Origin of the sequence: Mesorhizobium sp. B2-3-7 (genome assembly GCF_006442695.1) — a bacterium.
Classification (GTDB): Bacteria; Pseudomonadota; Alphaproteobacteria; order Rhizobiales; family Rhizobiaceae; genus Mesorhizobium.
This window is the reverse complement of sequence record NZ_VFVV01000009.1, coordinates 147,274-171,116: the sequence shown is the minus strand read 5'-3', so window position 1 is coordinate 171,116 and position 23,843 is coordinate 147,274. Positions and strand designations below refer to the sequence as shown.

The window sequence follows — 23,843 nt, the reverse complement described above, 5'->3', positions numbered from 1 at the left end:
GAGCCGCTATGACGAATTCTCCATCATCGGCCCGGCAGAACAGCGGGCAGGAGCAGTTCCTGACGATATTGTCGCGCGAAGCTGCGCTGGCTCGCTTCGAGGCAGCGCTGTTTCCCCGCCCGTTGCCGACCGAGACGCGGACGCTGGCCGACGCGCTCGGGCTGGTTCTTGCCGAGGACGTGGCGGCGCCGGTCGACGTGCCGCCCTTCGACCGCTCCAATGTCGATGGCTTCGCGGTACGTGCGGCCGATCTGGCTGCCGCCTCTGAAACCCGTCCCGTTCGGCTTGAGCTGAATGCGGAAGCGATTGCCTGCGGCACGGTTCCGCAACTCCCCGTTCTGACCGGAACCGCCACGCCCATCGCAACCGGCGGGCCGCTGCCGCGTGGCGCGGACGCCATCATCATGGTGGAGCATACGCATCCGGTGGGATTGAGTGCCATCGAGGTGGGGCGCGGCATCTCGCCCGGCCAGTTTGTCTCCAATGCAGGATCCGACATGGCGCGAGGAGAGGTCGTGCTGCGCACCGGAACGCAAATCGGCTCGCGCGAAATCGGCATGCTCGCCGCGTGCGGAATCGCACAAGTGGCCGTGGCGCGCAGGCCACGCGTGGCCGTGCTCTCCACTGGCGATGAACTCGTTCAGCCGGGCGAGCCGCTGCGGGCGGCCGGCATCTATGACGCCAACGGGCCGATCATCGCTGCGGCTGTCACTGAAAATGGCGGCGAAGCGCATTTTCTCGGCGCCTTCCCGGACGACGAGGCAACGCTTGAGACGGCTATGCGCGAGGCGCTCGCCGCCCACGACGTAATGATCCTGTCGGGCGGCACGTCCAAAGGGGCAGGGGATGTCACGCATCGCATTATCGGCCGACTGGGCAAACCCGGCATCATCGCCCACGGCGTGGCGCTGAAGCCCGGAAAGCCGCTTTGCCTTGCGGTGTGCGGGGGCAAGCCGGTCATCGTCCTGCCGGGATTTCCGACCTCGGCCATGTTCACCTTCCATGACATGGTGGTACCCGCCCTGCGGCGCATGGCGGGGCTGCCGCCGCGCGTCGATGCTCAGATCACCGCAAGCCTTCCGTTGCGGGTTCCTTCAGAACTCGGACGGACCGAATTCGCGATGGTCTCCCTTGTGCAAGGGCAGGGAGGATTGACGGCCTATCCGACTGGTAAGGGCTCGGGAGCGATAACATCCTTTACCCAGGCGGATGGCTTCATCCGCATCGAGGCCCTGGCCGATCACGTGCCTGCCGGTGCCGACGTAGCGGTGACGCTGTTCACGCCGCGGGTCCGCGTTCCCGACCTCGTCGTCATCGGCAGTCATTGCGTCGGCCTCGATCTGGTCGTTGGCGAACTTTCGCGTCGCGGGATTTCGGTGCGCTCGCTTTCTGTGGGAAGCCTGGGCGGTCTTGCGGCGGCCAAGCGCGGCGAGTGCGATCTCGCTCCCATCCATCTCTTCGACCCGAAGACGCGGAACTACAACGCGCCCTTCCTCGGTGACGGTCTCGAACTCGTGCCAGGCTGGCGCCGCATGCAAGGTTTGGTGTTCCGCCGAGGGGACGAGCGCTTCGAGGGCCTCGGCGCGGAGGACGCGGTCCGTGCCGCGCTCGCCGATCCCGATTGCATGATGGTCAACCGCAACCAAGGCTCGGGAACGCGTATCCTGATCGACCAACTCCTCGGCGCGGAACGCCCGGACGGCTACTGGAACCAGCCGCGCACACACAATGCCGTGGCCGCGGCGGTAGCGCAGAAGCGCGCTGACTGGGGCGTCACCATCGCGCCGGTCGCGCGTGCGGCCGGGCTCGGTCTTATCCCGTTGACCGAAGAGCACTACGACTTCGCGCTGGTTTGCGCGCGAAAGGATCGGCCCGCGGTGCACGCGTTCCTCGAAGTCCTCCAGGCCGACGAGGTGCATTCGGCGCTGGAGCGCGCGGGGTTCAGCCGGCCGGGTTAGCGGCAAGCAACGCGGCCAGCCGCTCGGCTTCGGCGAGGTCATCGACTGTGTTGGCGTTGAAGAACGGGTCCACCGGCTCTACCGGCCAGGATACGGTGGCAAGGCCGTAGCGACTGGTCCACCGGTCGATCTTGCGCAGGCCCTCGTTGGTCAACGCATGCCGCAATTCGTCCCGCAGGGCGACTTTCCAGAGCCCGATGACCGGATGCGCCTGACCACCGGATGCCGCCACCGCCAAATCCGCCCCCTCGGTCATGCGCGCCCGCTGGAGGCGTGCAACGAGGTCGCGCGGCAGGAAAGGACAATCACCGGCGGCGCTGACCACCCACTCGACGTCGGGCCTGTTGTCCGCCGTCCAATCGAGCGCGGCGAGCATGCCGGCGAGCGGCCCAGGATAATCCTCGATCGTGTCGGCAACGACTGGCAGGCCAAAACGGGCAAAGCGAACGGGGTCGCCATTGGCATTAAGCACGAGCCCGTCGCATTGAGGTCCTAGCCGTTCGATGACATGCTCGAGCATCGTGCGTCCGCCGATCACGCGCGTCGGCTTGTCCCCGCCGCCCATGCGCCGACCCAGACCGCCGGCGAGCACGACGCCCAGCGTCATGGGCCGCTCAGTCGTCATGCTCGGCACCCTTGCGGCGGTGGCGCGGCGCTTCCTCATCGACCGAAGCGATATCCTGGTCGAAGACGATCCGCTCCTGGCCCGAAAGTGCGGTGAAGCGCTTGCCGCGCGCCCGGCCGACCAGCGTCAGCCCCACTTGGCGGGCCAGCGCCACACCCCAGGCGGTGAAGCCGGAACGCGAAACCAGGATGGGAATGCCCATCCGAACCGTCTTGATCGTCATCTCGGAGGTCAGCCGCCCGGTCGTGTACATGATCTTGTCCCCCGGATCGATGGCGTGGCGGTACATCCAGCCGGCGATCTTGTCGACAGCGTTATGGCGGCCGACGTCTTCCATATAGCAGATTGGCGTGCCCTTCCTGCAAAGGACGCAGCCATGGATCGCGCCTGCCTCCAGATAGAGCGACGGCGTGGTGTTGATTTTGTGCGTCAGCTCGTAGAGCCAGGAGGTGCGAAGCTCAGCGGGCGGGAGCGTGATGTCCTCGATCGCCTCCAGCACGTCGCCGAAGGCAGTGCCTTGGGCGCAACCCGAAGTCTGCGTTCGCTTTCTGAGCTTCTGCTCGTAGTCGGTGTTGCGCTCGGTGCGAACGACCACGACCTGGAGGTCCTCGTCATACTCGACGTCCGTCACCACATCGGTGGGCAGAAGCATGTTCTGGTTCAGCAGATAGCCGAGCGCAAGATATTCAGGATAGTCGTTGACCGTCATCATCGTGACGATCTCCTGAGCGTTGAGATAGAGCGTCAGGGCACGTTCGATCGGTACGCGGACCTCTACCGCCGCGCCTGTATGGTCGACGCCCGCAACCAGCTCCGTCAGCCGTTGGTCTTGCGGATCGGGTGTGATGATAGCGTGTTCCGGTTGGCGTAGCATCAAAGGCATGGCAGTCTCCTGACGTCGTATTCTGGCTCGCGCCTGCGCTAGCTTGCCGTATCTTACAGGCTGTTCAACCGAAGCTGATTAAAAAAAGCCGGATTGATGCGATTACGAAGAAGCCGACACGCTCGTAGAGTGGGAATATAAATGGCGCAAATCTCGGATGACTGCTTCGCTTTCGGCGGACAGATGCGGCCCATCGACGAGACTGCCGCGCTGATCGCCTCGAAACTCAGCGCCGTAGAGGAGGTCGAGACGGTCCCGCTCTTGCTGGCGGATGGGCGCGTCCTGGCAAAAGAGATGGTGGCATCGCTGGCGCTGCCGCCCTTCACCAATTCCGCGGTCGACGGCTACGCCGTGCGAGGGGCAGATCTGCCGCAGACCGTCGAGACGGCATTCGCCGTTGCCGGGAGGGTTCAGGCCGGCATGGCGGCGAATGAACCTGTGCGGCCGGGCCAGACGGTACGCATCTTCACTGGCGCTCCAATGCCCGACGGGGCCGACACGGTGTTCATGCAGGAAGACGTGAGCATCGACGGCTCCGGCAGGATCCTTCTCCCGCCCGGCCTGAAAAAGGGTGCCAATGTGCGCCCTGCGGGTGAAGATGTCGCATTGGGCGAGGCCGTCCTCCCGGCGGGCCATCGGATGCGGCCGCAAGATATCGCGCTCGCCGCCGCATTGGGGTTCACGGAACTCCAGGTTAGGCGCAGGATACGCGTCGCAGTGTTCTCGACCGGAGACGAAATCGTCGCGCCGGGAGACATGCGCGGACAGGCGCAGCTTTTCGACTCCAACCGTTTCATGCTGACGGCGATGCTCGCTCGACTCTGCTGCGACATCACCGATCTCGGTATCCTCGTGGACGATAGTAGCCTGATCGCTGAAAAGCTGAGCGAAGCGGCATTGAGCCATGACCTGATCCTGACTTCGGGCGGTGTGTCGACGGGCGAGGCAGATTGCGTGAAGGCCGCCGTCGAGAGTGCCGGAACCCTGGTGTTCTGGCGCGTCGCGATCAAGCCGGGCCGGCCGGTCGCCATGGGGGTGATCGATGGAACCCCGCTGATCGGACTTCCTGGCAATCCGGTGGCGAGCTTCGTCACCTTCGCGCATATTGCCCGCCCGGCAATCCTCGCCCTTGCGGGGGCCCTCCAGCAACCACCGACCCCGATCGCTATGCGGGCCGCCTTTTCCTATAGCAAAAAGCAGGGACGGCGCGAGTATGTGCGAGCAAGCGTACGCGCGGCCGCGGATGGATGCTACGAAGCGACGAAGTTTCCCAGGGAAGGCGCAGGACTGTTGTCATCCCTGGTCGCGACCGACGGTCTCGTCGAGTTGGGAGAGGAGATAGTCCGTGTCGAGCCAGGTCATACGGTCCAGTTCCTCCCCTATTCCAGTCTTATGTGAGCGCCGTCGGATCGCGTCCTCGAAACGAGAGCCGCAACCCAGGCTCGATTGACGCGGCCAGGTCCCGTCGGGCATCATGCCGACCATGATAACCACGGCGAAGCTGGATCTGACCGGGCTTAAGTGCCCTTTGCCCGCGCTCAAGACCCGCAAGGCGTTGAAAGCCTTGAGGCCAGGCGAGCGGCTCGAGGTTCACTGCACGGACCCGCTGGCGGTCATCGATATCCCCAATCTGCTCAACGAGATGGGCGAGCGACTTGAAGCGACGGAGCGCGACGGCGATCGCGTCGTGTTCATGATCGAAAAGACGCAGCCCGCGACGATGTGACGAGTTGCACCCCGTCGGCGGCGGCCCCAAGATTTGCGAGGCAATGCTTGCGCTGGTCGTGCAGGGGACATGTCGTGCCTCATAGTCGACATCCTGGTCCGCGGGGTATCGTTAAGAGGTAAGGGCGTTTCACTCGGGGAGGTGAGCACATGACGATCCAGGAACGACGGCCGCGTGATCGCGGACCAAAGGGCAGGCCGCTGGATGACGCCGCGCTCGCCGAGGTCCAGGCGCTCCTGGGCGCGCGCCAGCGACGGCGCGACTTGCTGATCGAATTCCTTCATCTGATCCAGGACCGATATGGCTGCCTGTCGGCGCGGCATTTGCGGGCGCTGGCGCAAGATATGCGCTTGTCGCAGGCCGAGGTCTACGAGGTGGCGACCTTCTACGACCATTTCGACGTTGTGAAGGAAGGCGAGATCCCGCCGGCGCCGTTGACAATCCGCGTGTGCGATTCAGTGAGTTGCATGCTGGCGGGCGCCGACACGCTCCTGGCCGAATTGCAAGCGGGCGCCGATCCAGCGGCGATCAGGGTCATGCGTGCGCCCTGCATGGGCCGTTGCGCTGGCGCGCCTGCCGCGCGTATCGGTGATCGCGAGGTCGACCAGGCAACCGCCGAGGGCCTGAGGCGCATGGCCGCGGCAGCGGAGACCGGTGTGAGCCTGCCCGATTATGTCGGGCTGGAGGCGTATCGGCAGGCGGGCGGCTACCAGCTTTTGCAGCGGGTACGGATTGGGGCGCTGACCACGGACGAGCTCATCGCCACCCTGGGCGATGCAGGCTTGAGGGGTCTGGGCGGTGCGGGCTTTCCCGCTGGCAAGAAGTGGCAGTTCGTGCGTTCCTATCCGGGCCCGCGTCTGATGTCGATCAATGGCGACGAGGGGGAGCCCGGCACCTTCAAGGACCGCATCTATCTCGAGCGAGATCCGCACCGTGCCTTTGAGGGTGCATTGATCGCGGCGCACGCCGTCGAGGCGGAACGGATCTATCTTTACATGCGTGACGAATACCCTGCGGTGCTCGCCATTCTTCGTCAGGAGATCGCCGCACTCGAGGCCACCGGCATCGTCAAGCCGGGCTTCATCGAGCTCCGCCGCGGCGCTGGTGCGTATATCTGCGGCGAGGAGAGTGCGATGCTGGAAAGCATCGAGGGCAAGCGCGGCATGCCGCGCCACCGCCCCCCCTACATCGCCGAGGTCGGCCTGTTCGGACGACCGACGCTCAACCATAATGTCGAGACGCTCTGGTGGATCCGCGACATCGTCGAAAAGGGCGCGCAATGGTTCGCTGCGCAGGGCAGGCCCGGCCACCCTGGCATCCGCTCATGGTCCGTATCCGGCCGGGTGAAAAATCCCGGCGTCAAGCTGGCGCCGGCCGGCGTCACGGTACGCGAATTGATCGACGACTATTGCGGCGGTATGGCGGACGGTCATGAGTTCAAGGCCTATTTGCCGGGTGGCGCCTCAGGCGGCATCCTGCCAGCAGCACTGGGGGACATTCCGCTCGATTTCGGCGGCGATCTGGCCAAGCAGGGCGCCTTCGTCGGCTCCCATGCTATAGTCGTGTTCTCGCGGGCCGACAATATAAAGCAGGTCACGCTCAACCTCATGAAATTCTTCAAACATGAGAGCTGCGGGAAGTGCACGCCTTGTCGCGAGGGAACCGAAAAGTTGGTGGCTATCTTGCAGGAGCAGGGCCCGATGCCGGAAGATAAGATTCGCGACCTCGAAGCCGTGATGCGCGATTCGTCGATCTGCGGCCTGGGCCAGGCGGCGCCCAATCCGATCAACCATCTGCTGACGCATTTCCGGAGTGACCTCTGATGGCCGAGAGCGTGGTATTCACCCTCAATGGGCAAACCGTGAGCGCCGCCCCTGGCGAGACTATCTGGGATGTCGCCAAGCGCCAGGGAACAAAGATTCCGCATCTGTGCCATGTCGACATGCCGGGCTATCGTCCCGACGGCAATTGCCGCGCCTGCATGGTCGACATCGAAGGCGAGCGCGTGCTGGCTGCCTCCTGCGTTCGCCAGCCTTCCGCCGGCATGGTCGTGAAAACCGATACCGAACGCGCCCGCAAATCGCGCGAGATGGTATTCGAGCTTCTCGCAAGCAACATGCGACCGGCGAGCGACGGTCCAGACAACCAGTCGGCATTCTGGCAATGGGCCGGTTCGATGGGGATTTCGGGCAGCCGATACCGTTCCAAGTTCACCGAGGAGGGGCTAGCGCCAGAATTCGACATCACCAATCCGGCCATTGCCGTCAATCTCGACGCGTGCATCACCTGCGGCGCTTGCGTGCGCGCCTGCCGCGAGGTGCAGGTCAACGACGTGATCGGCATGGCCGAGCGCGGCAATCACTCGATTCCTGTCTTCGATATGCACGATCCGATGGGCCTGTCGACCTGCGTCACCTGTGGCGAATGCGTCCAGGCTTGCCCGACTGGTGCGCTCTACGAGAAATCGCTGATGGACGAGACCGGCAAGACGCGTGTCGTCCAGGCGTTCGACAAGGTCGTCGATACGGTTTGCCCGTTTTGCGGCGTTGGCTGCCAGACGCAGGTCGCTGTCAAGGACAATAAAATCGTCCAGGTTGACGGCCGTAACGGTCCGGCGAACGAGAACCGGCTCTGCGTCAAGGGGCGCTTTGGCTTCGACTATGTGATGTCGCCCGAACGGCTGACGAAGCCGCTGATCCGTCGCGACGACGCGCCGAAGGCCGGCGACATTGATCTGCGCAGTGTCGACCCGCTGACAGTGTTCCGCGAGGCCAGCTGGGAAGAGGCGCTGGAGCGCGCTGCCAGCGGGCTGAAACGCATCCGCGACCAGCATGGTGGCAAGGCGCTGGCTGGCTTCGGCTCGGCAAAGGGGTCGAATGAGGAGGCCTATCTCTTCCAGAAATTCGTCCGGCAGGGTTTCGGCACCAACAATATCGACCACTGCACCCGGCTCTGCCACGCCTCTTCCGTGGCCGCTCTGATGGAGGGCGTCGGCTCTGGCGCGGTCTCGGCGCCTTTCATGGACGCCATGAAGGCCGAATGCGTGATCATCATCGGGGCGCGGCCGGCGACAAACCATCCAGTGGCCGCCACCTATTTCAAGCAAGCGGCAAAGCGCGGCACCAAGCTGATCGTGATGGATCCGCGCGGCCAGGAACTGATGCGCCACGCCAGCTATGCGCTGCGCTTCAAGCCGGGCAGCGACGTGGCGATGCTCAACGCGCTGCTGCACGTCATCATAGAAGAGAGGCTCTATGACGAGCAGTACATCCAGGCCAATGTCTCCGGCTTCGAGGCATTGAAGGCCAAGGTGAAGGATTTTTCGCCCGAGGCGATGGCTCCCGTCTGCGGCATCGAGGCCGGTGTACTGCGCGAGGTGGCGCGCACCTATGCCAAGGCGGAGCGCTCGATGATTTTTTGGGGCATGGGCATTTCGCAGCACACCCACGGCACGGACAATTCGCGCTGCCTGATCGCGCTGGCGCTGATCACGGGGCATGTCGGGCGCGCCGGCACAGGCCTGCATCCGCTGCGCGGCCAGAACAATGTCCAGGGCGCCTCGGACGCGGGCCTCATCCCGATGTATTTCCCCGACTACAAATCGGTGGAGAATGCCGATATCCGCGGCCAGTACGAGAATTTCTGGGGCCAGACGCTCGACCCCAAACGCGGCTTGACCGTCGTCGAGATCGTCGACGCGATCCATGACGGCGAGATCCGGGGCATGTACATCATGGGCGAGAACCCGGCCATGTCCGATCCGGACCAGAGCCATGCGCGCGCCGCACTCGCCAAGCTAGAGCATCTGGTTGTTCAGGACATCTTCCTGACCGAAACAGCGTGGCATGCCGACGTGGTGCTCCCTGCCTCCGCGCATGCTGAGAAGCTCGGCACTTACACCAATACCAATCGGCAGGTGCAGATCGGCCGGCCGGCCGTCAACCTGCCGGGCGAGGCGCGGCAGGATCTCGATCTCATCATCGAGCTTGCCAGACGCATGGGGCTGGACTGGAACTACGGGCACGTTTCGGACGTCTTCGGCGAAATGGCGCAAGTAATGCCGTCGCTGAAGCACATTTCCTGGGAGCGCATCGAACGCGAGGAGTCCGTCGTCTATCCTGCCGATGGTCCTGATGTTCCTGGCAACGAGATCGTCTTCACCACCGGGTTTCCGACCGCGGATGGCCGCGGGCGCATCGTGCCCGCCGACCTCCTGCCTCCCGACGAGGTGCCCGACGACGAATATCCTCTGGTGCTAACCACCGGGCGCCTGCTGGAGCACTGGCACACGGGCGCCATGACACGCCGCGCCGGGGTGCTCAACGCGATCGAGCCCTACGGCATTGCTGCAATGAATCCCTACGAGATCAAGCGCCGCGGCCTGGCGCAGGGAGACGTGATCAACGTGGAGACGCGGCGCGGCATTGTCGAAGCCATTCTGCGGGCCGATCGAGAGGTCGCCGATGGCATGGTGTTCATGCCGTTCTGCTTTAATGAGAGCCCGGCCAACATGCTTACCAATCCTATGCTCGATCCTTACGGCAAGATCCCCGAGTTCAAATATTGTGCCGCGCGGATCGTGGCGGCATCGAGATCGGTCGAAGCTGCCGAATGACGTTTGGAACCTGCCCGCGGAGGTAGTGTTGGGAGACGGCTGACTTGAGGAAGTCCATTGCTCGACGGCCGCCGGAATAGTCGGGCAGGCCGTCGCGAAGGCTCGCGACAGGTGGGAGGGGCTCTGTCGGCGGCCAGATGTCAGCCATAGTTGTGCGGAACGCCCTCAACTCGGCGTTCTTCTCGCGAGGTTTGATTTGGCTGAAGGCGACGCGAAATGCCATCACCGGCCGACCAGCAGCAGCCTTCTGACGAGTGCTGCTGTTAGAGTGTTTCGTTAGGATAGACGCCCCAAAGGCGGGTTTGCCTGACGAAACCTGCCAGCGACTTGACCGCGACCCTGCACCATTGCCCGTCGCAGCGCACCAGTTCGACAATTACTTCCGGCGCCAGCCAGGCGGTGACGAGGCTGGAAACCGAAGGCTTCCCGCGCAGCGCGATCTTGTCCTTGCTCCATGGGGCGGTTACAGCGGTCCTTCGCCCCGAAAGAAGCGGACCGAAGACCCAGCCGGATGTTCCCTGCCAATCTCGCACGCGCCGCCAGTTTCCATATTCCTGGTAGATTTCAAGCGGAATCCTGGGCCGGACATAAACCCATTCGACGTCATATTGGGTGCCCGGTCCGACCCGCATATTCACAGGAGAACTCTTCAACGACGCGAAGCGGGGCAAGGCAATCCCGTTGACAGCAGCTTGAGGGCCGGCCTTTGTGACAGTTGCAACACATAGTGCAGCGATGAGGCAACAACGAAGGACGCTACCCGTGACGAAAAAGCCGCAACCGGTGTCTTGATAAGTCGACGAGACGACGTTGCTCCGAGGCGCACAACCGCGGCGTCTCACAGCGAAGCCCCATGCGAAGGATTGAAGAGGGCTCGAGGACATCTTTCGATATTGCCGCGTGGTCCTGGTGAGACAACGTCGGGAGAGGCGAGTTGCAGCGTTCGCATGGGCGTTCGATCCCACCTACCGAGTGAGCGCGTAGCAATCGATTTTTTTGAGCGCCAGTCGCCCGCAAGCGCGCCACGCTTCCGACTTGTTATCGAAGCCGGCATATCGGGCGCGGTAGTACACATCGCCATCTTTTTCGAAGGCCTCGGTAAAAGCAGAAGTGTTCGAAAGCAGTTTTGGCGCTTTGCGAGCCGCCAGTGAAAGGATTTCACGAGCTGCGGCCTTGCTTGGCATCGATCCAATCTGGATGATCCATTGACCTTCTTGGGTGGAAGCGGTGCTGATCGGATCGATGGCATCGGCAGACAAGGCCTGCTCCCTGGACACATCGCCCATCGCCTCAGCGGCGAAAGCGGCTCGGGAATCGGCCACCCGGGCTGGCTTCCACGTCGGAGTGGGCACCGATGCGTTCGAAGCCGCGGAGGCGACCAATGCGCTTTCTCCGCCACGATCGATCCTGAACCGGTCCGGACCGTTGGAAGCCTTAGCCAGATAGCGGCTGATGAGACGCTTCATGCGTGCATCTCGGCTCCTGACCGTATGTCCGCCCATCACCACCGCGACGATGCTGCGGCCCTGCGCCTCGACGGAAGAAACCAGGTTGAAGCCCGAGGCATTCGTGTATCCCGTTTTGATCCCATCCACGCCCTTCACCCGGCCGAGCAGATGGTTGTGATTGCCGAAGCGCCGACCTTTGTATTTGAAGGATCGGGTGTTGAAGTAGGAATAATAGCCAGGGTGATGATCCCTGAGCGCCAGGCCAAGGCGTGCCATGTCGCGCGCCGTGGTCTTCTGGGCTGTGTCGGGCAGTCCGTTAGCGTTCCTGAACGTGGTGGAGGTCATTCCCAACTGTCGTGCTTTTTGCGTCATGAGACGTGCAAAGCCGACCTCCGACCCGCCGAGGAACTCGCCAATGGCCGTCGCGGCATCGTTGGCGGACTTCGTTACCAGCGCCAATATGACCTGTTCGACGGTGATCGTTTGACCCTGCTTCAGTCCGAGTTTGGAGGGAGCCTCGTTGGCGGCATTGGCCGACACCGGTATCGCCGTGCCTTTCGAGATCCTGCCGCTCTCGAGCGCGTCGAAGATGAGGTAGAGCGTCATCATCTTGGTGAGAGACGCTGGATAGCGCGGAGCGTCCGCATGATCTCTGTAGAGGGTCTTGCCTGTCTTGGCATCGATGACAATGCCTGAAAATCTGGAATTGGCCTGCACGGCGGAAGCAGAGGCGGCGCAAAACACGATGACGACCGAGATCCTCAAGGCGAATTTCAACAATGACGCCGGGAAGGCGACAAGCTTCTCCATTACCAGATACATCCGCCCGCCCGTCGCCGCTCCGTGTAAAATGTGGCCGGGCGAGCCGGCCATCGGATCACGAAGCTAGGCAGGCACCGTTACCAATTGGTTATCGCATTCTTAACGAGAGGCCTCAAATTGTCTCGGCTCTATCCCTCGATTCCGCACCAGATAAGGTCGGCCGCCGTGACGGTTCGCGGAACGCCGCACGGCTCGAGGCGCGCATCGATTGCGGCATCGACTACCAGGATGCTTCCGCGGAAGACAAGTCGATCTTGCTAGAAGATTCTATTCCACATCCTCAGGTCCGTACCCTAAGCGCTTGCTCCATCCTGTCGGCGATCTGTGTGACGATATAGGCAATCACCATGTAGATCACGACGGCAATCACGAAGGCTTCGAGATAGTAGAAATTCAACGCGGCGGTCAGTTGTGATTGCGCGAAGATATCGACAACCTCGATGGCGAATCCGAGTGAAAGCGCCTTCATGATAACCATCATCGAGGTTGTCAGATCGGGAATTGCTGTCAGGGCGACCTGGGGAAATAGCACCCGTCGAAACAATTGGCCCCTTGTATAGCCAAGCGAATAGGCTGCGTCTGCCTGACCGGTGTCAAAGGCGTTGAGGGCTCCTTTGATAATCTCGGCCTGGAACGCGGCGACACAGCCGGTCACCGCAATGACAAGGATAACCCAATTGGGCGTTTGGTGGGCGTTGAAGTCTATGCCAACCAATGAAAACAGAAACTGAAGCGCGGGGGGAAGACCGAAATAGGCGAGGAAGATCACGATCACCATCGGAACGCCCTTGAAGACGACCTTGTAGGCCATGACGAGCTCTCGCAGTGCGGGAATCCGTCTATATTCCACAAGCGCAAACAGGCTGCCGACCATCGTCGAGAGCACGAAGATCGTGAGGGCCATTGCAAGCGTTACGGGTACGGCGCCCAGAATTTCCCGCGAGTCCTGGAGCAGGATATCGGTCTCAAACATGGTCAAATACCCTTGTTAGGTCACACGCTCGCGATCAGTGTGTTCTTGATCTGAGCAGATGTCGTAGCCTCCGGTGCCTGCATCGGGGAACGAAGCTCGAAGAAGCGGACGATGAGCCATGCGATCAGGCACATCACCGAATAGATGACCGCCAGCACGAGATAGGTTTCGAACTGGTACTGATTATAGTCGCGCTCCATGATCAAATGCGCGGTCGCCATGACATCCGCCGCCCCGATGTACATCACCAGCGCAACGTTATGGATCAGGTAGATGACGGAGTTCCCGTAGCCCGGCAATGCGAAGTGCACTGCTTGTGGCCCGATGACCCGCGTGATTTTCTGGCGAAAGGTATATCCAAGACTGTCTGCCGCATCATGCTGGCCGCGATCGACGGCCAGATATGCAGGTCGCAGGACTTCTGACAGGTAGCCGCCGTGATAAAAGCTCAATGCCACCATCGCGGCGATCGTCGGCGAGAAAAAATCTTCGGAGCCGAACAGGATTACCAACAAGGGAAGCCCGTAAAACGCAACGAACAATTGGAGGACGACGGGAACACTCCGGGCATAGGATACGTAGAGATCCGCCAGGTGACTGATCACTGGCACCCTGCGGACCCGGAGTGTTGTCGCAAGGAGAGCTAGGCAGAACCCAGCAATGAGGGCCGTAAAAGTGATGGCCAGCGTCAGCGGCAACGCCGAGAGCAACTCGGGAATTATAGCAGAAACGTTCACTTGGAACACTCCTTCTTGCAGTTCTGCCTCAACGCCGGCTATCCAGATGCAGCTGAGGACGCCTTGTTACTTCATGTATTTCACGATGTCCTCGCCGAACCACTTCTGCGAGAGCTTGTCGATCGTGCCGTCGTCCTTCAGTTCCTTGAGCACCTTGTTGACGTCCTCGGCCAGGATCTTGTTTTCCGCTGACCGGTGAATCAGCATGTACGTGTTGTTGCTGTAGACCGGATCCGATGCGACGATATCGAGCTTCTTGTTGTCGATGACCGCCTGCTCACCGAGGTTAGACGGTAGAACCAATGCGTCGAACTTGCCGTTCTGAACTTCATCCAGGCGGTTCGGGTAGGGGATCCCGGCGCTCGATGCCGTGACGTCGAGCTTGTATTGCGGATTCTCTTTCTGCCAGTTCATGATGAACTTGTAGGTTCCGCCACCGGCTGTGGTCGGAACGATCCTCTTGCCGACTAGGTCCTTCATTTCCTTTATGCCGCTGTCTTTCTTGCTGTAGATTTTCATCAGACTGGCGCCCATCGGGTTCTCTGGAATGATGAATTGCTTCTCTCGCTCGGGCGACTTGTAGTAGCCACCTACGGCGATGTCGTACTTCCCGGTGGCAAGGCCGGTTTCCTGGGCGATGTCGGACACACCTTCCATTTCGAACTTGTACTGCGGCAGCTTCGCATTGATCGCCCTCAGAAGATCGGGCTCATAGCCTTGCGGTTCGACGCCGATGGCGCCCCAGGCCAGCGGCTTGGATTCGGCAGACGTCGCGATCTTGATCGTCCGGACGGTCTGACCATAGCTGGTCCCCGCGGTTGCAAGGGCAATTGCGATGCCACCAGCGACGGCCAGGACATAGCGGCGGGAAAAACCGGATGTGATTGCAGACATTTCTTGGGTTCCCTTCTTGTTGAGCTATTGAAAAGCGAGTTCCGACTGCAGGAATTGAGCCAGTCGTGGACTGGAAGGCGCGTCGAAGATTTCAGCCGGACTGCCGTCGGCGGCAACCACGCCACGGTCCATGAAAACGATCCGGTTCGAGATGTTCTTTGCGAATTGCATCTCGTGGGTCACAAGCAGCGACGTGATCCCTGACGACGTGACATCCTTGATCACCTTCAAAACTTCACCGACAAGTTCAGGGTCCAGCGATGACGTAGGCTCATCGAAGAGGATGACGTCAGGACGCACCGCCAGCGCGCGTGCGATGCCGGTGCGCTGGAGCTGGCCGCCCGAGAGCTGGGATGGATAGCTGTCTCGCTTCGACGAGAGACCGACCCGATCGAGCTCTCTGAGCGCGATTTCCCGCGCCTCTTCCCTGGATTTGCGCTGCACCACAACGAGCGGATCCATCACGTTCTGGAGGACCGTCATGTTCTTGAAGACGTTGAACTGCTGAAAGACCATCGCCGTCCTCAACCGGATCGCCTGGACAGCGGCCTTGTCGGCACGCTGGTAGTCCATCCGAATCTGATCGAACGCGATGGTTCCTGACGACGGCTTGGCCAGACAGTTGATGCATTTCAGCAGCGTGGTCTTGCCGGTGCCACTGGGGCCGATGATCGACACCACGTCACCCCGCTTTACCGAGAGATTGACGCCGTTCAGGACCTGCGTGCTTCCGTAAGACAGCTTTATATCTTTGAGTTCAAGCATTGCTGGTTGGCCCTTCGGAAAGTGTGGGACGGACTGGCTTGACCGGATGCAACGTCATCACCCGCTCTCCGCATGGCCCAGGACGTGCATCAGCCGGTTTGCCCAGCCGAAGATCGCTATGGCGTGGACGAGGTCGATGATCTCGGCATCATTCATGCCGACTGATCGCAGCGAGGCGACGTCGTCTGCCGTCGCTTCCGACGGCGCCGCCGACAGGCGGCGGGCAAAGTTGTAGATTGCCGCATCGCGCGACCCAAGCTTTTCAGGTTTGTCGAGATACAGCGCCGTGACCACTTCATCGCTCTTGGTCAGCTCTGCATGCCGGCGGGCGTGAACGACGGCACAGAATTTGCAGCCATTGACGATCGAGGCACCCAGTGCGCCAAGCTCGCGGTCGGGACGGGCAAGCCCGCCCTCGACGTACATGATCGCGTTGAACAACACCGTGCGGGCAAGATAGCTCTCGGGATCATGCACAAGGGTGCGCACATATTCCGAAACTTTCTTGGCCGACGGCGTAACCTTCATTGCTTCGAGCTGTTCCGGCGTTGCCTCCGATAGCTCGACCGGTGCGATATAGGGATGCCAATTCAGCGGCTTCAGGCGCACCGAGGAAATCATGCCCGCCTCATCAATCGCAAGCCGGTCGCGACCCGGGTCTGGAAGTTGATGAAGGCAATCAATTCGGAGAGTGCAACAATCTGGGGGTTGTCCAATCCGGCTTGGGCGAGCAGGGCAATGTGGCTCGCCTCCGCCTTTTTCGGCGTCAGGGTGATCAGGTCAACATGTCGGGCGATGGTCGCTAGGGGTTCATTCAAATCCGTTTCCCCCCGGGCCAAGGACAGAAGCTGCTCCGTGGGACCAAGCTGAGCCAGTTGCACATCATATTCGGCCATCAGGACGGGATCGGCGTTCAGAGCTGCCATGCGACGGGCCAGAGCGACCCGCAAATTCGGCGCCAGCCCCTGATCGTTTGCCGGCTGCAGGACGGAGAGGCGACATTCCTCAGCCCCTCGCACGAATTCGGGCCGAAACCGCCGTGCAGCGAAAAGGGCATCGTCCGGTGAAAGACCCGCAGCCTTGTCCATTGCGTCGATCACAGTGCGGCCTCCTTATGCAACAAGGGTGTTGAATCGACCCATTCGTCGCCCAGAAGCTCCGGGGTGTCATAGGCGATCAGATTGGCGAAGTGGGTTTCGACGTCTTCGGCGAACAGCGACGCGGCAATGCCGCGGACCAGACGGTCGGCACCGGCGCTGACGGCCGGGATATCGCCGGAGACCTTACCATGGGTCAGCATGGCGGCGTCGTTGAAGCAGTGGACATGCGCCAGCATCGGGCAGGAACCGGGGACGCGCTCGCGGAATTCGAAGGCGGGGCCGAGATCCGGTGCCTCCAACATGCCTGCGCGCGGCGGCCCCATGTCCGGCGTATATCGACCATCCGACCAGGTGCGAATGTGTGGGGCGAGGGCAGCGAATTCCGGGCGACCACTGAAGTCATTTGAAAAGCCGGTCGCAGCGATCATGAAATCGTAGCGCACCGGTCCTTGCGTGGTTTCGACCAGAAGGCCTCCGGCATCTTCCTTTACCGCGACCACGCCGCAGTCGAGAAAGAAGCGGGCATTCGCATGACGAGACACGCGAAGCGTCGATGAACGCGGCGGCGGCGTCTGGGTCGAGGCGGTGTAGTCGAAGAATCTCCACTTCCAGGCGTCAGGCAAATGATACATGCCGAGGATGACACCCTGGCTGCCGATTCCGGTCAGCTTGTTGATGCGCGGCATTTCCTTGCGCCGGATCAACATGTCGACTGAACCGGCGCCCGCCTCGAGCGCCGTCGCGGCATTGTCCATCGAAGAGGCACCGGCGCCGATAACCGCCACACGCTTGCCCTTCAGTGCATCGAAATCGATATCGTCGGCAGAATGGGCCCAATAGGAGCGATCGATGCCCCTGAGGAAATCGGGCACGGCAAAACCGCCGAGACCGGACCGACCGGTGGCTAGAACGAGACGACGGGTGAGAACCCGGCCGGTTTCCGCGCCCTCGACATCGATCGCAATCAGATCGCCAACGGCTGCAACGCCTGTCATGCGCACGCTGTTGCGCACCGGCAGACCAAGAACGTTCCGATACCAGACCAGGTAGTCCATCCACTGGCCCTTGGGGATTTTGTCCAGCGACCGCCATGCCTCGACGCCCCATTGTGCCGTGAACCAGGCGCGGAATGTCAGCTGCGGCAGGCCGAGCGACGGACCGTGCAGCGTTTTCGGCGACCGGAGCGTTTGCATGCGGGCAAACGTTATCCATGGCCCTTCGAAGCCGGCCGGAGCCGCGTCATAGGCGACGACATTGGTTATCCCCGTCAGCACCAGCTTTGCGGTGGCAGCAAGTCCGCACATGCCGGCGCCGATCACAACGACGTCACGGACCGGCACGCCATCGCGCGAACGCGCGGGAACCCATGGCTTGGCAGGCAGTTCGAGAAAATCGAGGTCCTGAGCAAGTTGTGCTTCAAGCGCGGCTAGACCTCTCGGGGGGTGCGAACTGGGGGTGTGCTTCATATTCCCGTTCCGTGATTTGTGCCGGAGGCAGGATCGGCCACCAATTGGCCGGCCAGGGTCGGATCGAGTTTCTTGAAGCCAACGATCGACCGTTCAGCCACCGCCTCGACCGCATCCACCAACGCCTGCGCGACTGGACGAAGGGGGCGTTTTTCGCCAGCCACAACACCCCAATAAAAGAGGACGGTTACGTCGATCGGGCGGATGACGACCCCAGGCAAGCCCACGCCATAGGCGGTGAGGGGATCGATGACAGCCGCAACACCAGTCCGGCGTACGATCTGCAACGCGCCATAGGCGGTATTCGTGCGGATTACTGGCCCGGTGTCGATGCCCCTGGCCGCCAACGCCTTGGAGACATGCAACTGGAAACGCAGCGGGTTGAGCAACGTGGCGACGCGGCGGCCGGCAAAAGCGGAAAGCGGTATGACATCTAGTTCGGCCAGCGGATCATCCTCCCGCACGGCAGCAACATCAGGCGCCGAATAGAGCCGCAGGACATCCAGACCGGGCGTATCGAGCGGCAGGCTTGAAAACCCGACCTCGGCACGTCCGCTGCGCACTTCCTGAGCGACGGTCGAGGGAAGGAACTGCCCGAGATGCGTCTCGTGCGGAAGCTCGGCACCTTGGAGTTCAGCCAAGGCCGTAGGGATCAAGCCGGTGCCGATCGCGGAGGTGGTGACGATCTGCAGGATTCGCCCTCTGCCGGCGGCGATCATCTTGGCCCGCGCTGCGAGTTCGGTGAAGGACATCAGCAGGCGTCGTGCTTCCTCCTCGAACGCGACTCCTTCTTCAGACAACTGCACCCGTCGACCGATCCGATGCAGCAATTCGAAGCCAAGTTCGGCCTCGAGCTCCTGAATGGTGCGCGTCACCGCAGGCTGGGAACGCCCGAGCATGTCAGCCGCCCTGGTGATACTGCCGCTGGCAGCAACCGCAAGGAAGGTCTGAAGGTCCCGGGTTTCCATGTTTCTCCTACATGCGTAATCCGTATGATTGACATCGTCTCATTCGTTTTTGATATATGTCAAGCGGAAACGAATGTTCGTTACGGGCTTTGTGCATATGCCGGCCTCAGCGCCAGAATCCGGGTCGGAGGCGGACAGGGACGTCAGACGCGGCTCCAGCTTGCGAAGCCTCCTGAAGAAAAGAATTCAGGTGACGGCGGCAAGGATTCTCGAACCACAAAGCCTGCGACAGGAGGAATATTATGCGCGTGAGTATTCTGGGCGCCGGAGCAATTGCTTATGGCCTTGCCGCCTATTTGGCAGGATCGGGGCATTCGCCAATGCTTTGGTCACCGTCGGGGCAGCGCACCAAGGGGTTGGCTACCGGCGAATTGTTGAAAGCGACGGGGGACATCGCGGCGACGGTACCGGTGCGCATCGCCAAGGATTGCAAGGATGCCATCGCCAACGCGGACGTGGTGGTGATTGCACTTCCGGCTTACGGCCACAGGATGGTGATGGATGCTGCCGCCCCCCATCTGATCGATGGAATCCCGGTCATCATCAGTTCGCATTGTTCGTTCGGGGCACTGTATCTCTCCAGGCGGTTGGCGGAGCGCAAGGTCAGCTTGCCGATCGTCCTGTGGGGCACAACACTGTTGACCGGGCGGCAACTCGGGCCAACCGAGGTCCATGTCACCACCATTCGCCAGAAGCTTGATGTCGCGACGCTGCCTTTCAAAGCTCAGGATGAAGGATACGGATTTTGCACGAGCCTATTTGGTGATCGTTTTGTCAAGCGCGACGGCATGCTTGCGATCGCGCTCAGCAACCTCAATCCGCAAAACCACTTGGGAATTGCCCTCCTCAACTTGACACGCATGGAAAAAGCCGAGCAATGGAGCCAGGGGGGAAACGTCACCCCTGCCGCTGGCCGCCTTATCGAGGCTCTGGATGCCGAACGGCTAGCCATCGCGGCCCATTTTGGTATCGCGGTTCGCACCGTCCAGGAGCATTTTTCATTGTCGTTTCATGTTCCGAAGGGAACCGTTTCGGAGATGAACCAGGAGATGGATCGTCAAGGCCGTGGCGGCTTTGGTCCGACAACAATCGAAAGCCGCTACATTCTCGAGGATGTTCCGTTTGGACTGCTGCCGACCGTATTGTTGGGTAAGATCACCGAGAAACCGGCGACGCTCCACGAGTCTGGAGTTTCGATATTATCGGCGGCTTACGGTCGCGATCTCAAGGGGGATAACGATATTCTTCCCGCGCTCGGCCTCGAGGGAATAGCAAAGGCGGATCTTGAAAACCTTTGCCGCACGGGGTTTTGAGTGCGCCCGCAGCCGATACGGCATGATCACATTTAGGGGCGCCGCGCTACGTCATCGCGTCGGTGCATTTTAACAGTGGTGCGCAGCGTCAGGGCGATGTCGCTGGCGCCGCGATCGCCAGAACCAGCCATGCAACCGTCGAAAGTAGCGTTCGGGACGCCGCGGGGAATCGAGCATCCTGAATTGACAATATCCCCTCCGGGGGGATAGCACTTCAGAATGAAAGAGCGTCCCCACATTCACGAGACCCATCCCGACATCGTCAAACGGCTGAAGCGGGCCGACGGTCATCTGAGGGGCGTTATTGAGATGATCGAAGCAGGCCGGCCTTGCCTTGACATTGCCCAGCAGCTTCATGCCGTCGAAAGGGCTGTTTCCCAGGCCAAGAAGACGCTCATCCAGGATCACCTAAACCACTGCCTGGAAGATGTCGTGGGGCCGCTGCCGCGTGAGCAGCGCCGCTCGATCGATGAATTCAAGGACATCACCAAATACTTGTGAGACACGCTCCATGATGGACGGCATTCGCGGCTGGTTCGGCTTCGGCCCGGCAGCTCAAGGCTTCGGCGGGCATGGCCATGACCATGGCGAGGGCGGACACGGCCACACGCATGGCGTGGTCGATCCCACAATCGCGACGACCACACGCGGCATCTGGGCGATCAAATGGTCGTTCGTGCTGCTAGCCCTCACAGCGGTGCTGCAACTGGTCATCGTATTCCTCTCGGGCAGCGTGGCGCTGCTTGCCGACACCATCCACAATGTCGGCGACGCGGTCACCGCCATCCCGCTGTGGATCGCCTTCATGCTGGCGCGGCGCAAGCCCAGCAAGACCTTCACCTACGGCCTTGGCCGGGTCGAGGACCTGGCCGGCATCATCATCGTCCTGATTATCCTCTTCAGTGCCATCGTCGCCGGCTATGAGGCGATCGACAGGTTGATCCATCCCCAAGCCATCAGCTTCCTCGGCTGGGTTGCCGCCGCCGGCCTCGTCGGTTTCCTGGGCAATGAGGCTGTCGCGGTATTCCGCATCCGCGTCGGCCGCGAGATAAACAGCGCGGCCCTGATCGCCGACGGCTATCACGCCCGCACCGATGGCTTCACCAGCCTTGCGGTGGTGCTTGGCGCGGCCGGCGTCTGGCTAGGCTTCCCGCTCGCGGACCCGATCATCGGCCTTTTGATCACTGTGGCTATCCTCGCCATCGTCTGGCAGTCCTCAAAGGCGGTGCTGACACGCATGCTGGATGGCGTCGAGCCGGGCATCGTCGAGGAAATCCATCATGCGGCTGAACATGTGAGGGGCATCCAACGGGTCGCCCAGGTGCGGGCGCGCTGGATCGGCCACAGGCTGCATGCGGATATCGCCATCAAGGTGGCCGAGACAGCGAGCGCAAAGGATGTGGTCGGCATCGCGGAGGCTTTGAGAGGGGAGCTGTTCGACCACCTGCCGGCGCTCTCGGAGGCGAACATCCGTCTGGAAGGCGAAGGCGGATCCGTGGCTGGCGGTTCGGCCCACGCCGATCATGCGCCGGAGCCTTTCAAGGTCGTCAGCGACCTGGCAACGGGAACGCTCGAAATCGTCGATACGCCCGCTGGCGAGCGCTTGCGTCTCACCATCGACAGCCATGCCGACGATCTGGGGGCGACCGTGATCATCGACCGGTCCGAAGGTCCCGAGACGCTTTCGCTCGGGCCTGTCGCCGGCAATCACCACCGCCGTGAAAGCAGCGTCGCCCCCGCCGAGCCGCACGAGTTCGAGGCGAGGCTGATCCTGACCTCTAAGGGCAAGCAACAGGTCCTGCCGTTCAAGATGGTTGAGCCGGAAGGCCACCAACACTAGGACGGGGCAGACTTGCGCGACTTGACGCGTTCGCTCAATCGGTGTCGCGTGACGCGGGTCGATGACAGATCTCGCCGCTCACGCAGCTCTGTTCTTCTCAGCAAGGTCCGCCCCCGCTGGAGGTTGCCACAGGTTGGCCAAGTCCGAGCTCATTTAGGGTTGCGCCGCACAACGGTGCAGGAGCAGTACTGCCGGTTTGCCAGCCAACCTATTCGCAGACAGCGATCAAAGCCGCGCCTTGGTGCTCCGGGGTGTCGCCAACAACAGGCTGGTCTCGCTGCCGGTGATGCCGGGGATCAGGCGGATGCGCCGCAGCACGGCGTCGAATTCGGTCAGTGTCTGTGTCCCCAGTTCTATCACCAGGTCCCAGCGGCCGTTGGTGGTATGGATCGTCGAAACCTCCGAGAAGCCGCCAAGAGCGCGGATCACACGATCGGCGGCATGCCCTTCGATTTCCACCATCATGATGCCGCGTACACGCTGGTCGACGGCATCGGCTCGCAGGATGACGGTATAACCGATGATCGCACCGGCTTTTTCAAGGCGCTCTATGCGAGACCTGACCGTTGCCCGCGAGACGCTGACATCCATGGCAAGGTCCGAGATGCTGCGCCGCGCGTCATGCCGCAAAAGCGTGATGAGCTGTTCGTCAAGCTGATCCATGGCTCAGAATGCAATCAAATCATTCCATTTTGATAGCCCATTTCGACAAATTTGCCAATTTGATATGTTCATCCTGCCAGTTATCCGCGCTCCAATGAGGCATCGAAGACGCGCGAGGAAATACGGATGCATTGTACGATCGTCGGGGCACCGATCCAGGTCGGCTCGGGCCGGATGGGTTGCGAGATGGGGCCTAGTGCGCTGCGTACCGCAGGCCTGGCGGCAGCGCTCACTGAACTCGGGCATACGCTGGCCGACCTTGGCACCGTCGCCTCTGCCGATCTGCGCCCGATCAGCCACGGCAATGCCGCCTTGAAGGCGCTGCCGGAAATCGTCGCATGGACGGCGGCGATTACCGAGGCGGCCTATGCAGCCAGCGCCGGCGCCATGCCGATCTTCCTTGGTGGCGACCACAGCATTTCCGCCGGCACGCTGGCCGGTATCGCCCGCCGGGCGGCGGAAGCCGGCCGCCCGCTGTTCGTGCTGTGGCTCGACGCACATCCTGATTTTCACACGCTCGACACCACGACCAGCGGGAATTTGCATGGCGTGCCGCTGGCTTATGCTAGCGGGCAACCCGGCTTCGAAGGCTACTTCCCCAGCCTGGCGGCTTGCGTGGATCCGGCCCGTATCTGCACACTGGGCATCCGCAGCGTCGATCCGGCGGAGCGCGAAGCGCTACGCAAGGCGGGCGTCACCGTGCACGACATGCGGATGATTGACGAATACGGCATGGCCCCGCTGCTTCGCGCCTTTCTCGAGCGGGTCAGTGCCGAAAACGGCATGCTGCATGTCAGCCTCGATGTCGATTTTCTCGACCCTTCGATCGCGCCTGCCGTGGGCACCACCGTGCCGGGCGGCGCCACCTTCCGCGAGGCTCATCTGGTGATGGAGATGTTGCACGACAGCCATCTCGTCACCAGCCTCGACCTGGTCGAGCTCAATCCCGCACTCGACGAACGCAACCGCACCGCAACCCTTCTCGTGGACCTGACCGCGAGCCTGATGGGCCGGCGGATCATGGACCGTCCCACACGGAGTTATTGA

General features: G+C 61.8%; 22 protein-coding genes. 9 read left to right on the top strand and 13 right to left on the bottom strand.

The window, feature by feature from the left end; translation table 11 throughout:
* The first annotated feature begins 8 nt into the window (after positions 1-8).
* Positions 9-1,958: a molybdopterin biosynthesis protein gene (locus FJ940_RS19225; RefSeq protein ID WP_140657526.1), complete on the top strand. Its 1,950-nt coding sequence runs from the start codon at positions 9-11 to the stop codon at positions 1,956-1,958.
* Here FJ940_RS19225 and mobA read toward each other — a convergent pair.
* Both mobA and FJ940_RS19215 read right to left on the bottom strand, forming a co-directional pair.
* Positions 1,942-2,583 carry a molybdenum cofactor guanylyltransferase MobA gene (gene mobA / locus FJ940_RS19220; protein ID WP_181168609.1) on the bottom strand — a complete coding sequence of 214 codons (642 nt, stop codon included), beginning with the start codon at positions 2,581-2,583 and terminating at the stop codon, positions 1,942-1,944. The genes FJ940_RS19225 and mobA overlap by 17 nt on opposite strands.
* Entirely contained in the window at positions 2,573-3,457 is an 885-nt protein-coding gene (locus FJ940_RS19215; protein WP_140499459.1) for a formate dehydrogenase accessory sulfurtransferase FdhD, read from the bottom strand. Before FJ940_RS19215 ends, mobA begins: the two co-directional genes overlap by 11 nt.
* A 150-nt stretch (positions 3,458-3,607) precedes the next feature.
* Here FJ940_RS19215 and glp point away from each other — a divergent pair, with 150 nt between their 5' ends.
* From glp to fdhF, 4 genes are all read left to right on the top strand, one after another.
* On the top strand, positions 3,608-4,864 hold the full coding sequence (gene glp, locus FJ940_RS19210; protein ID WP_140657524.1) for a gephyrin-like molybdotransferase Glp: 1,257 nt from the start codon (positions 3,608-3,610) through the stop codon (positions 4,862-4,864).
* Between the two features lie 76 nt (positions 4,865-4,940).
* Positions 4,941-5,192, top strand: coding sequence for a sulfurtransferase TusA family protein (locus FJ940_RS19205; protein ID WP_224671395.1), 252 nt, complete (start codon positions 4,941-4,943; stop codon positions 5,190-5,192).
* Between the two features lie 149 nt (positions 5,193-5,341).
* Positions 5,342-7,015 carry an NAD(P)H-dependent oxidoreductase subunit E gene (locus tag FJ940_RS19200; protein WP_140630412.1) on the top strand — a complete coding sequence of 558 codons (1,674 nt, stop codon included), beginning with the start codon at positions 5,342-5,344 and terminating at the stop codon, positions 7,013-7,015.
* Entirely contained in the window at positions 7,015-9,807 is a 2,793-nt protein-coding gene (fdhF, locus tag FJ940_RS19195; RefSeq protein WP_140630415.1) for a formate dehydrogenase subunit alpha, read from the top strand. Before FJ940_RS19200 ends, fdhF begins: the two co-directional genes overlap by 1 nt.
* Positions 9,808-10,070: 263 nt before the next feature.
* Here the strand turns inward: fdhF and FJ940_RS28830 are convergent, their stop codons facing one another.
* The 10 genes from FJ940_RS28830 to FJ940_RS19145 form a co-directional block, all read right to left on the bottom strand.
* Complete coding sequence (locus tag FJ940_RS28830; RefSeq protein WP_281405845.1) at positions 10,071-10,445, bottom strand: SH3 domain-containing protein; 375 nt, start codon at positions 10,443-10,445, stop codon at positions 10,071-10,073.
* 327 nt (positions 10,446-10,772) lie between these two features.
* Complete coding sequence (locus FJ940_RS19185; protein WP_140556235.1) at positions 10,773-12,065, bottom strand: D-alanyl-D-alanine carboxypeptidase family protein; 1,293 nt, start codon at positions 12,063-12,065, stop codon at positions 10,773-10,775.
* Positions 12,066-12,357: 292 nt separating this feature from the next.
* Positions 12,358-13,050 carry an amino acid ABC transporter permease gene (locus FJ940_RS19180; protein ID WP_140499342.1) on the bottom strand — a complete coding sequence of 231 codons (693 nt, stop codon included), beginning with the start codon at positions 13,048-13,050 and terminating at the stop codon, positions 12,358-12,360.
* 20 nt (positions 13,051-13,070) lie between these two features.
* The gene (locus FJ940_RS19175) at positions 13,071-13,787 is read right to left on the bottom strand and encodes an amino acid ABC transporter permease (protein ID WP_140657520.1); all 717 of its coding nucleotides are present in this window, start codon (positions 13,785-13,787) and stop codon (positions 13,071-13,073) included.
* 66 nt (positions 13,788-13,853) lie between these two features.
* Positions 13,854-14,681 (bottom strand): transporter substrate-binding domain-containing protein, encoded by an 828-nt coding sequence (locus FJ940_RS19170; protein WP_140499338.1) that lies wholly within the window; start codon positions 14,679-14,681, stop codon positions 13,854-13,856.
* 24 nt (positions 14,682-14,705) lie between these two features.
* Positions 14,706-15,446: an amino acid ABC transporter ATP-binding protein gene (locus FJ940_RS19165; RefSeq protein ID WP_140657518.1), complete on the bottom strand. Its 741-nt coding sequence runs from the start codon at positions 15,444-15,446 to the stop codon at positions 14,706-14,708.
* A 57-nt stretch (positions 15,447-15,503) separates the two neighbouring features.
* Positions 15,504-16,067: a peroxidase-related enzyme gene (locus FJ940_RS19160; protein WP_140517387.1), complete on the bottom strand. Its 564-nt coding sequence runs from the start codon at positions 16,065-16,067 to the stop codon at positions 15,504-15,506.
* Positions 16,064-16,546: a hypothetical protein gene (locus FJ940_RS19155; protein WP_140556241.1), complete on the bottom strand. Its 483-nt coding sequence runs from the start codon at positions 16,544-16,546 to the stop codon at positions 16,064-16,066. The genes FJ940_RS19160 and FJ940_RS19155 overlap by 4 nt, the downstream gene beginning before the upstream one ends.
* The gene (locus FJ940_RS19150; RefSeq protein WP_140565598.1) at positions 16,543-18,012 is read right to left on the bottom strand and encodes an NAD(P)/FAD-dependent oxidoreductase; all 1,470 of its coding nucleotides are present in this window, start codon (positions 18,010-18,012) and stop codon (positions 16,543-16,545) included. Before FJ940_RS19150 ends, FJ940_RS19155 begins: the two co-directional genes overlap by 4 nt.
* Positions 18,009-18,980, bottom strand: a complete 972-nt coding sequence (locus FJ940_RS19145; protein WP_140499328.1) for a LysR family transcriptional regulator — start codon at positions 18,978-18,980, stop codon at positions 18,009-18,011. The genes FJ940_RS19150 and FJ940_RS19145 overlap by 4 nt, the downstream gene beginning before the upstream one ends.
* A 242-nt stretch (positions 18,981-19,222) precedes the next feature.
* Here FJ940_RS19145 and FJ940_RS19140 point away from each other — a divergent pair, with 242 nt between their 5' ends.
* From FJ940_RS19140 to FJ940_RS19130, 3 genes are all read left to right on the top strand, one after another.
* Positions 19,223-20,293: an NAD/NADP-dependent octopine/nopaline dehydrogenase family protein gene (locus FJ940_RS19140; protein WP_140499326.1), complete on the top strand. Its 1,071-nt coding sequence runs from the start codon at positions 19,223-19,225 to the stop codon at positions 20,291-20,293.
* A 219-nt stretch (positions 20,294-20,512) separates the two neighbouring features.
* Positions 20,513-20,794 (top strand): metal-sensing transcriptional repressor, encoded by a 282-nt coding sequence (locus FJ940_RS19135; protein ID WP_140499324.1) that lies wholly within the window; start codon positions 20,513-20,515, stop codon positions 20,792-20,794.
* 10 nt (positions 20,795-20,804) lie between these two features.
* Complete coding sequence (locus FJ940_RS19130) at positions 20,805-22,133, top strand: cation diffusion facilitator family transporter (RefSeq protein WP_140584262.1); 1,329 nt, start codon at positions 20,805-20,807, stop codon at positions 22,131-22,133.
* A 225-nt stretch (positions 22,134-22,358) separates the two neighbouring features.
* Here the strand turns inward: FJ940_RS19130 and FJ940_RS19125 are convergent, their stop codons facing one another.
* The gene (locus FJ940_RS19125) at positions 22,359-22,796 is read right to left on the bottom strand and encodes an Lrp/AsnC family transcriptional regulator (protein WP_140499320.1); all 438 of its coding nucleotides are present in this window, start codon (positions 22,794-22,796) and stop codon (positions 22,359-22,361) included.
* A 126-nt stretch (positions 22,797-22,922) separates the two neighbouring features.
* Here FJ940_RS19125 and rocF point away from each other — a divergent pair, with 126 nt between their 5' ends.
* Positions 22,923-23,843 carry an arginase gene (gene rocF / locus FJ940_RS19120; protein WP_140499318.1) on the top strand — a complete coding sequence of 307 codons (921 nt, stop codon included), beginning with the start codon at positions 22,923-22,925 and terminating at the stop codon, positions 23,841-23,843.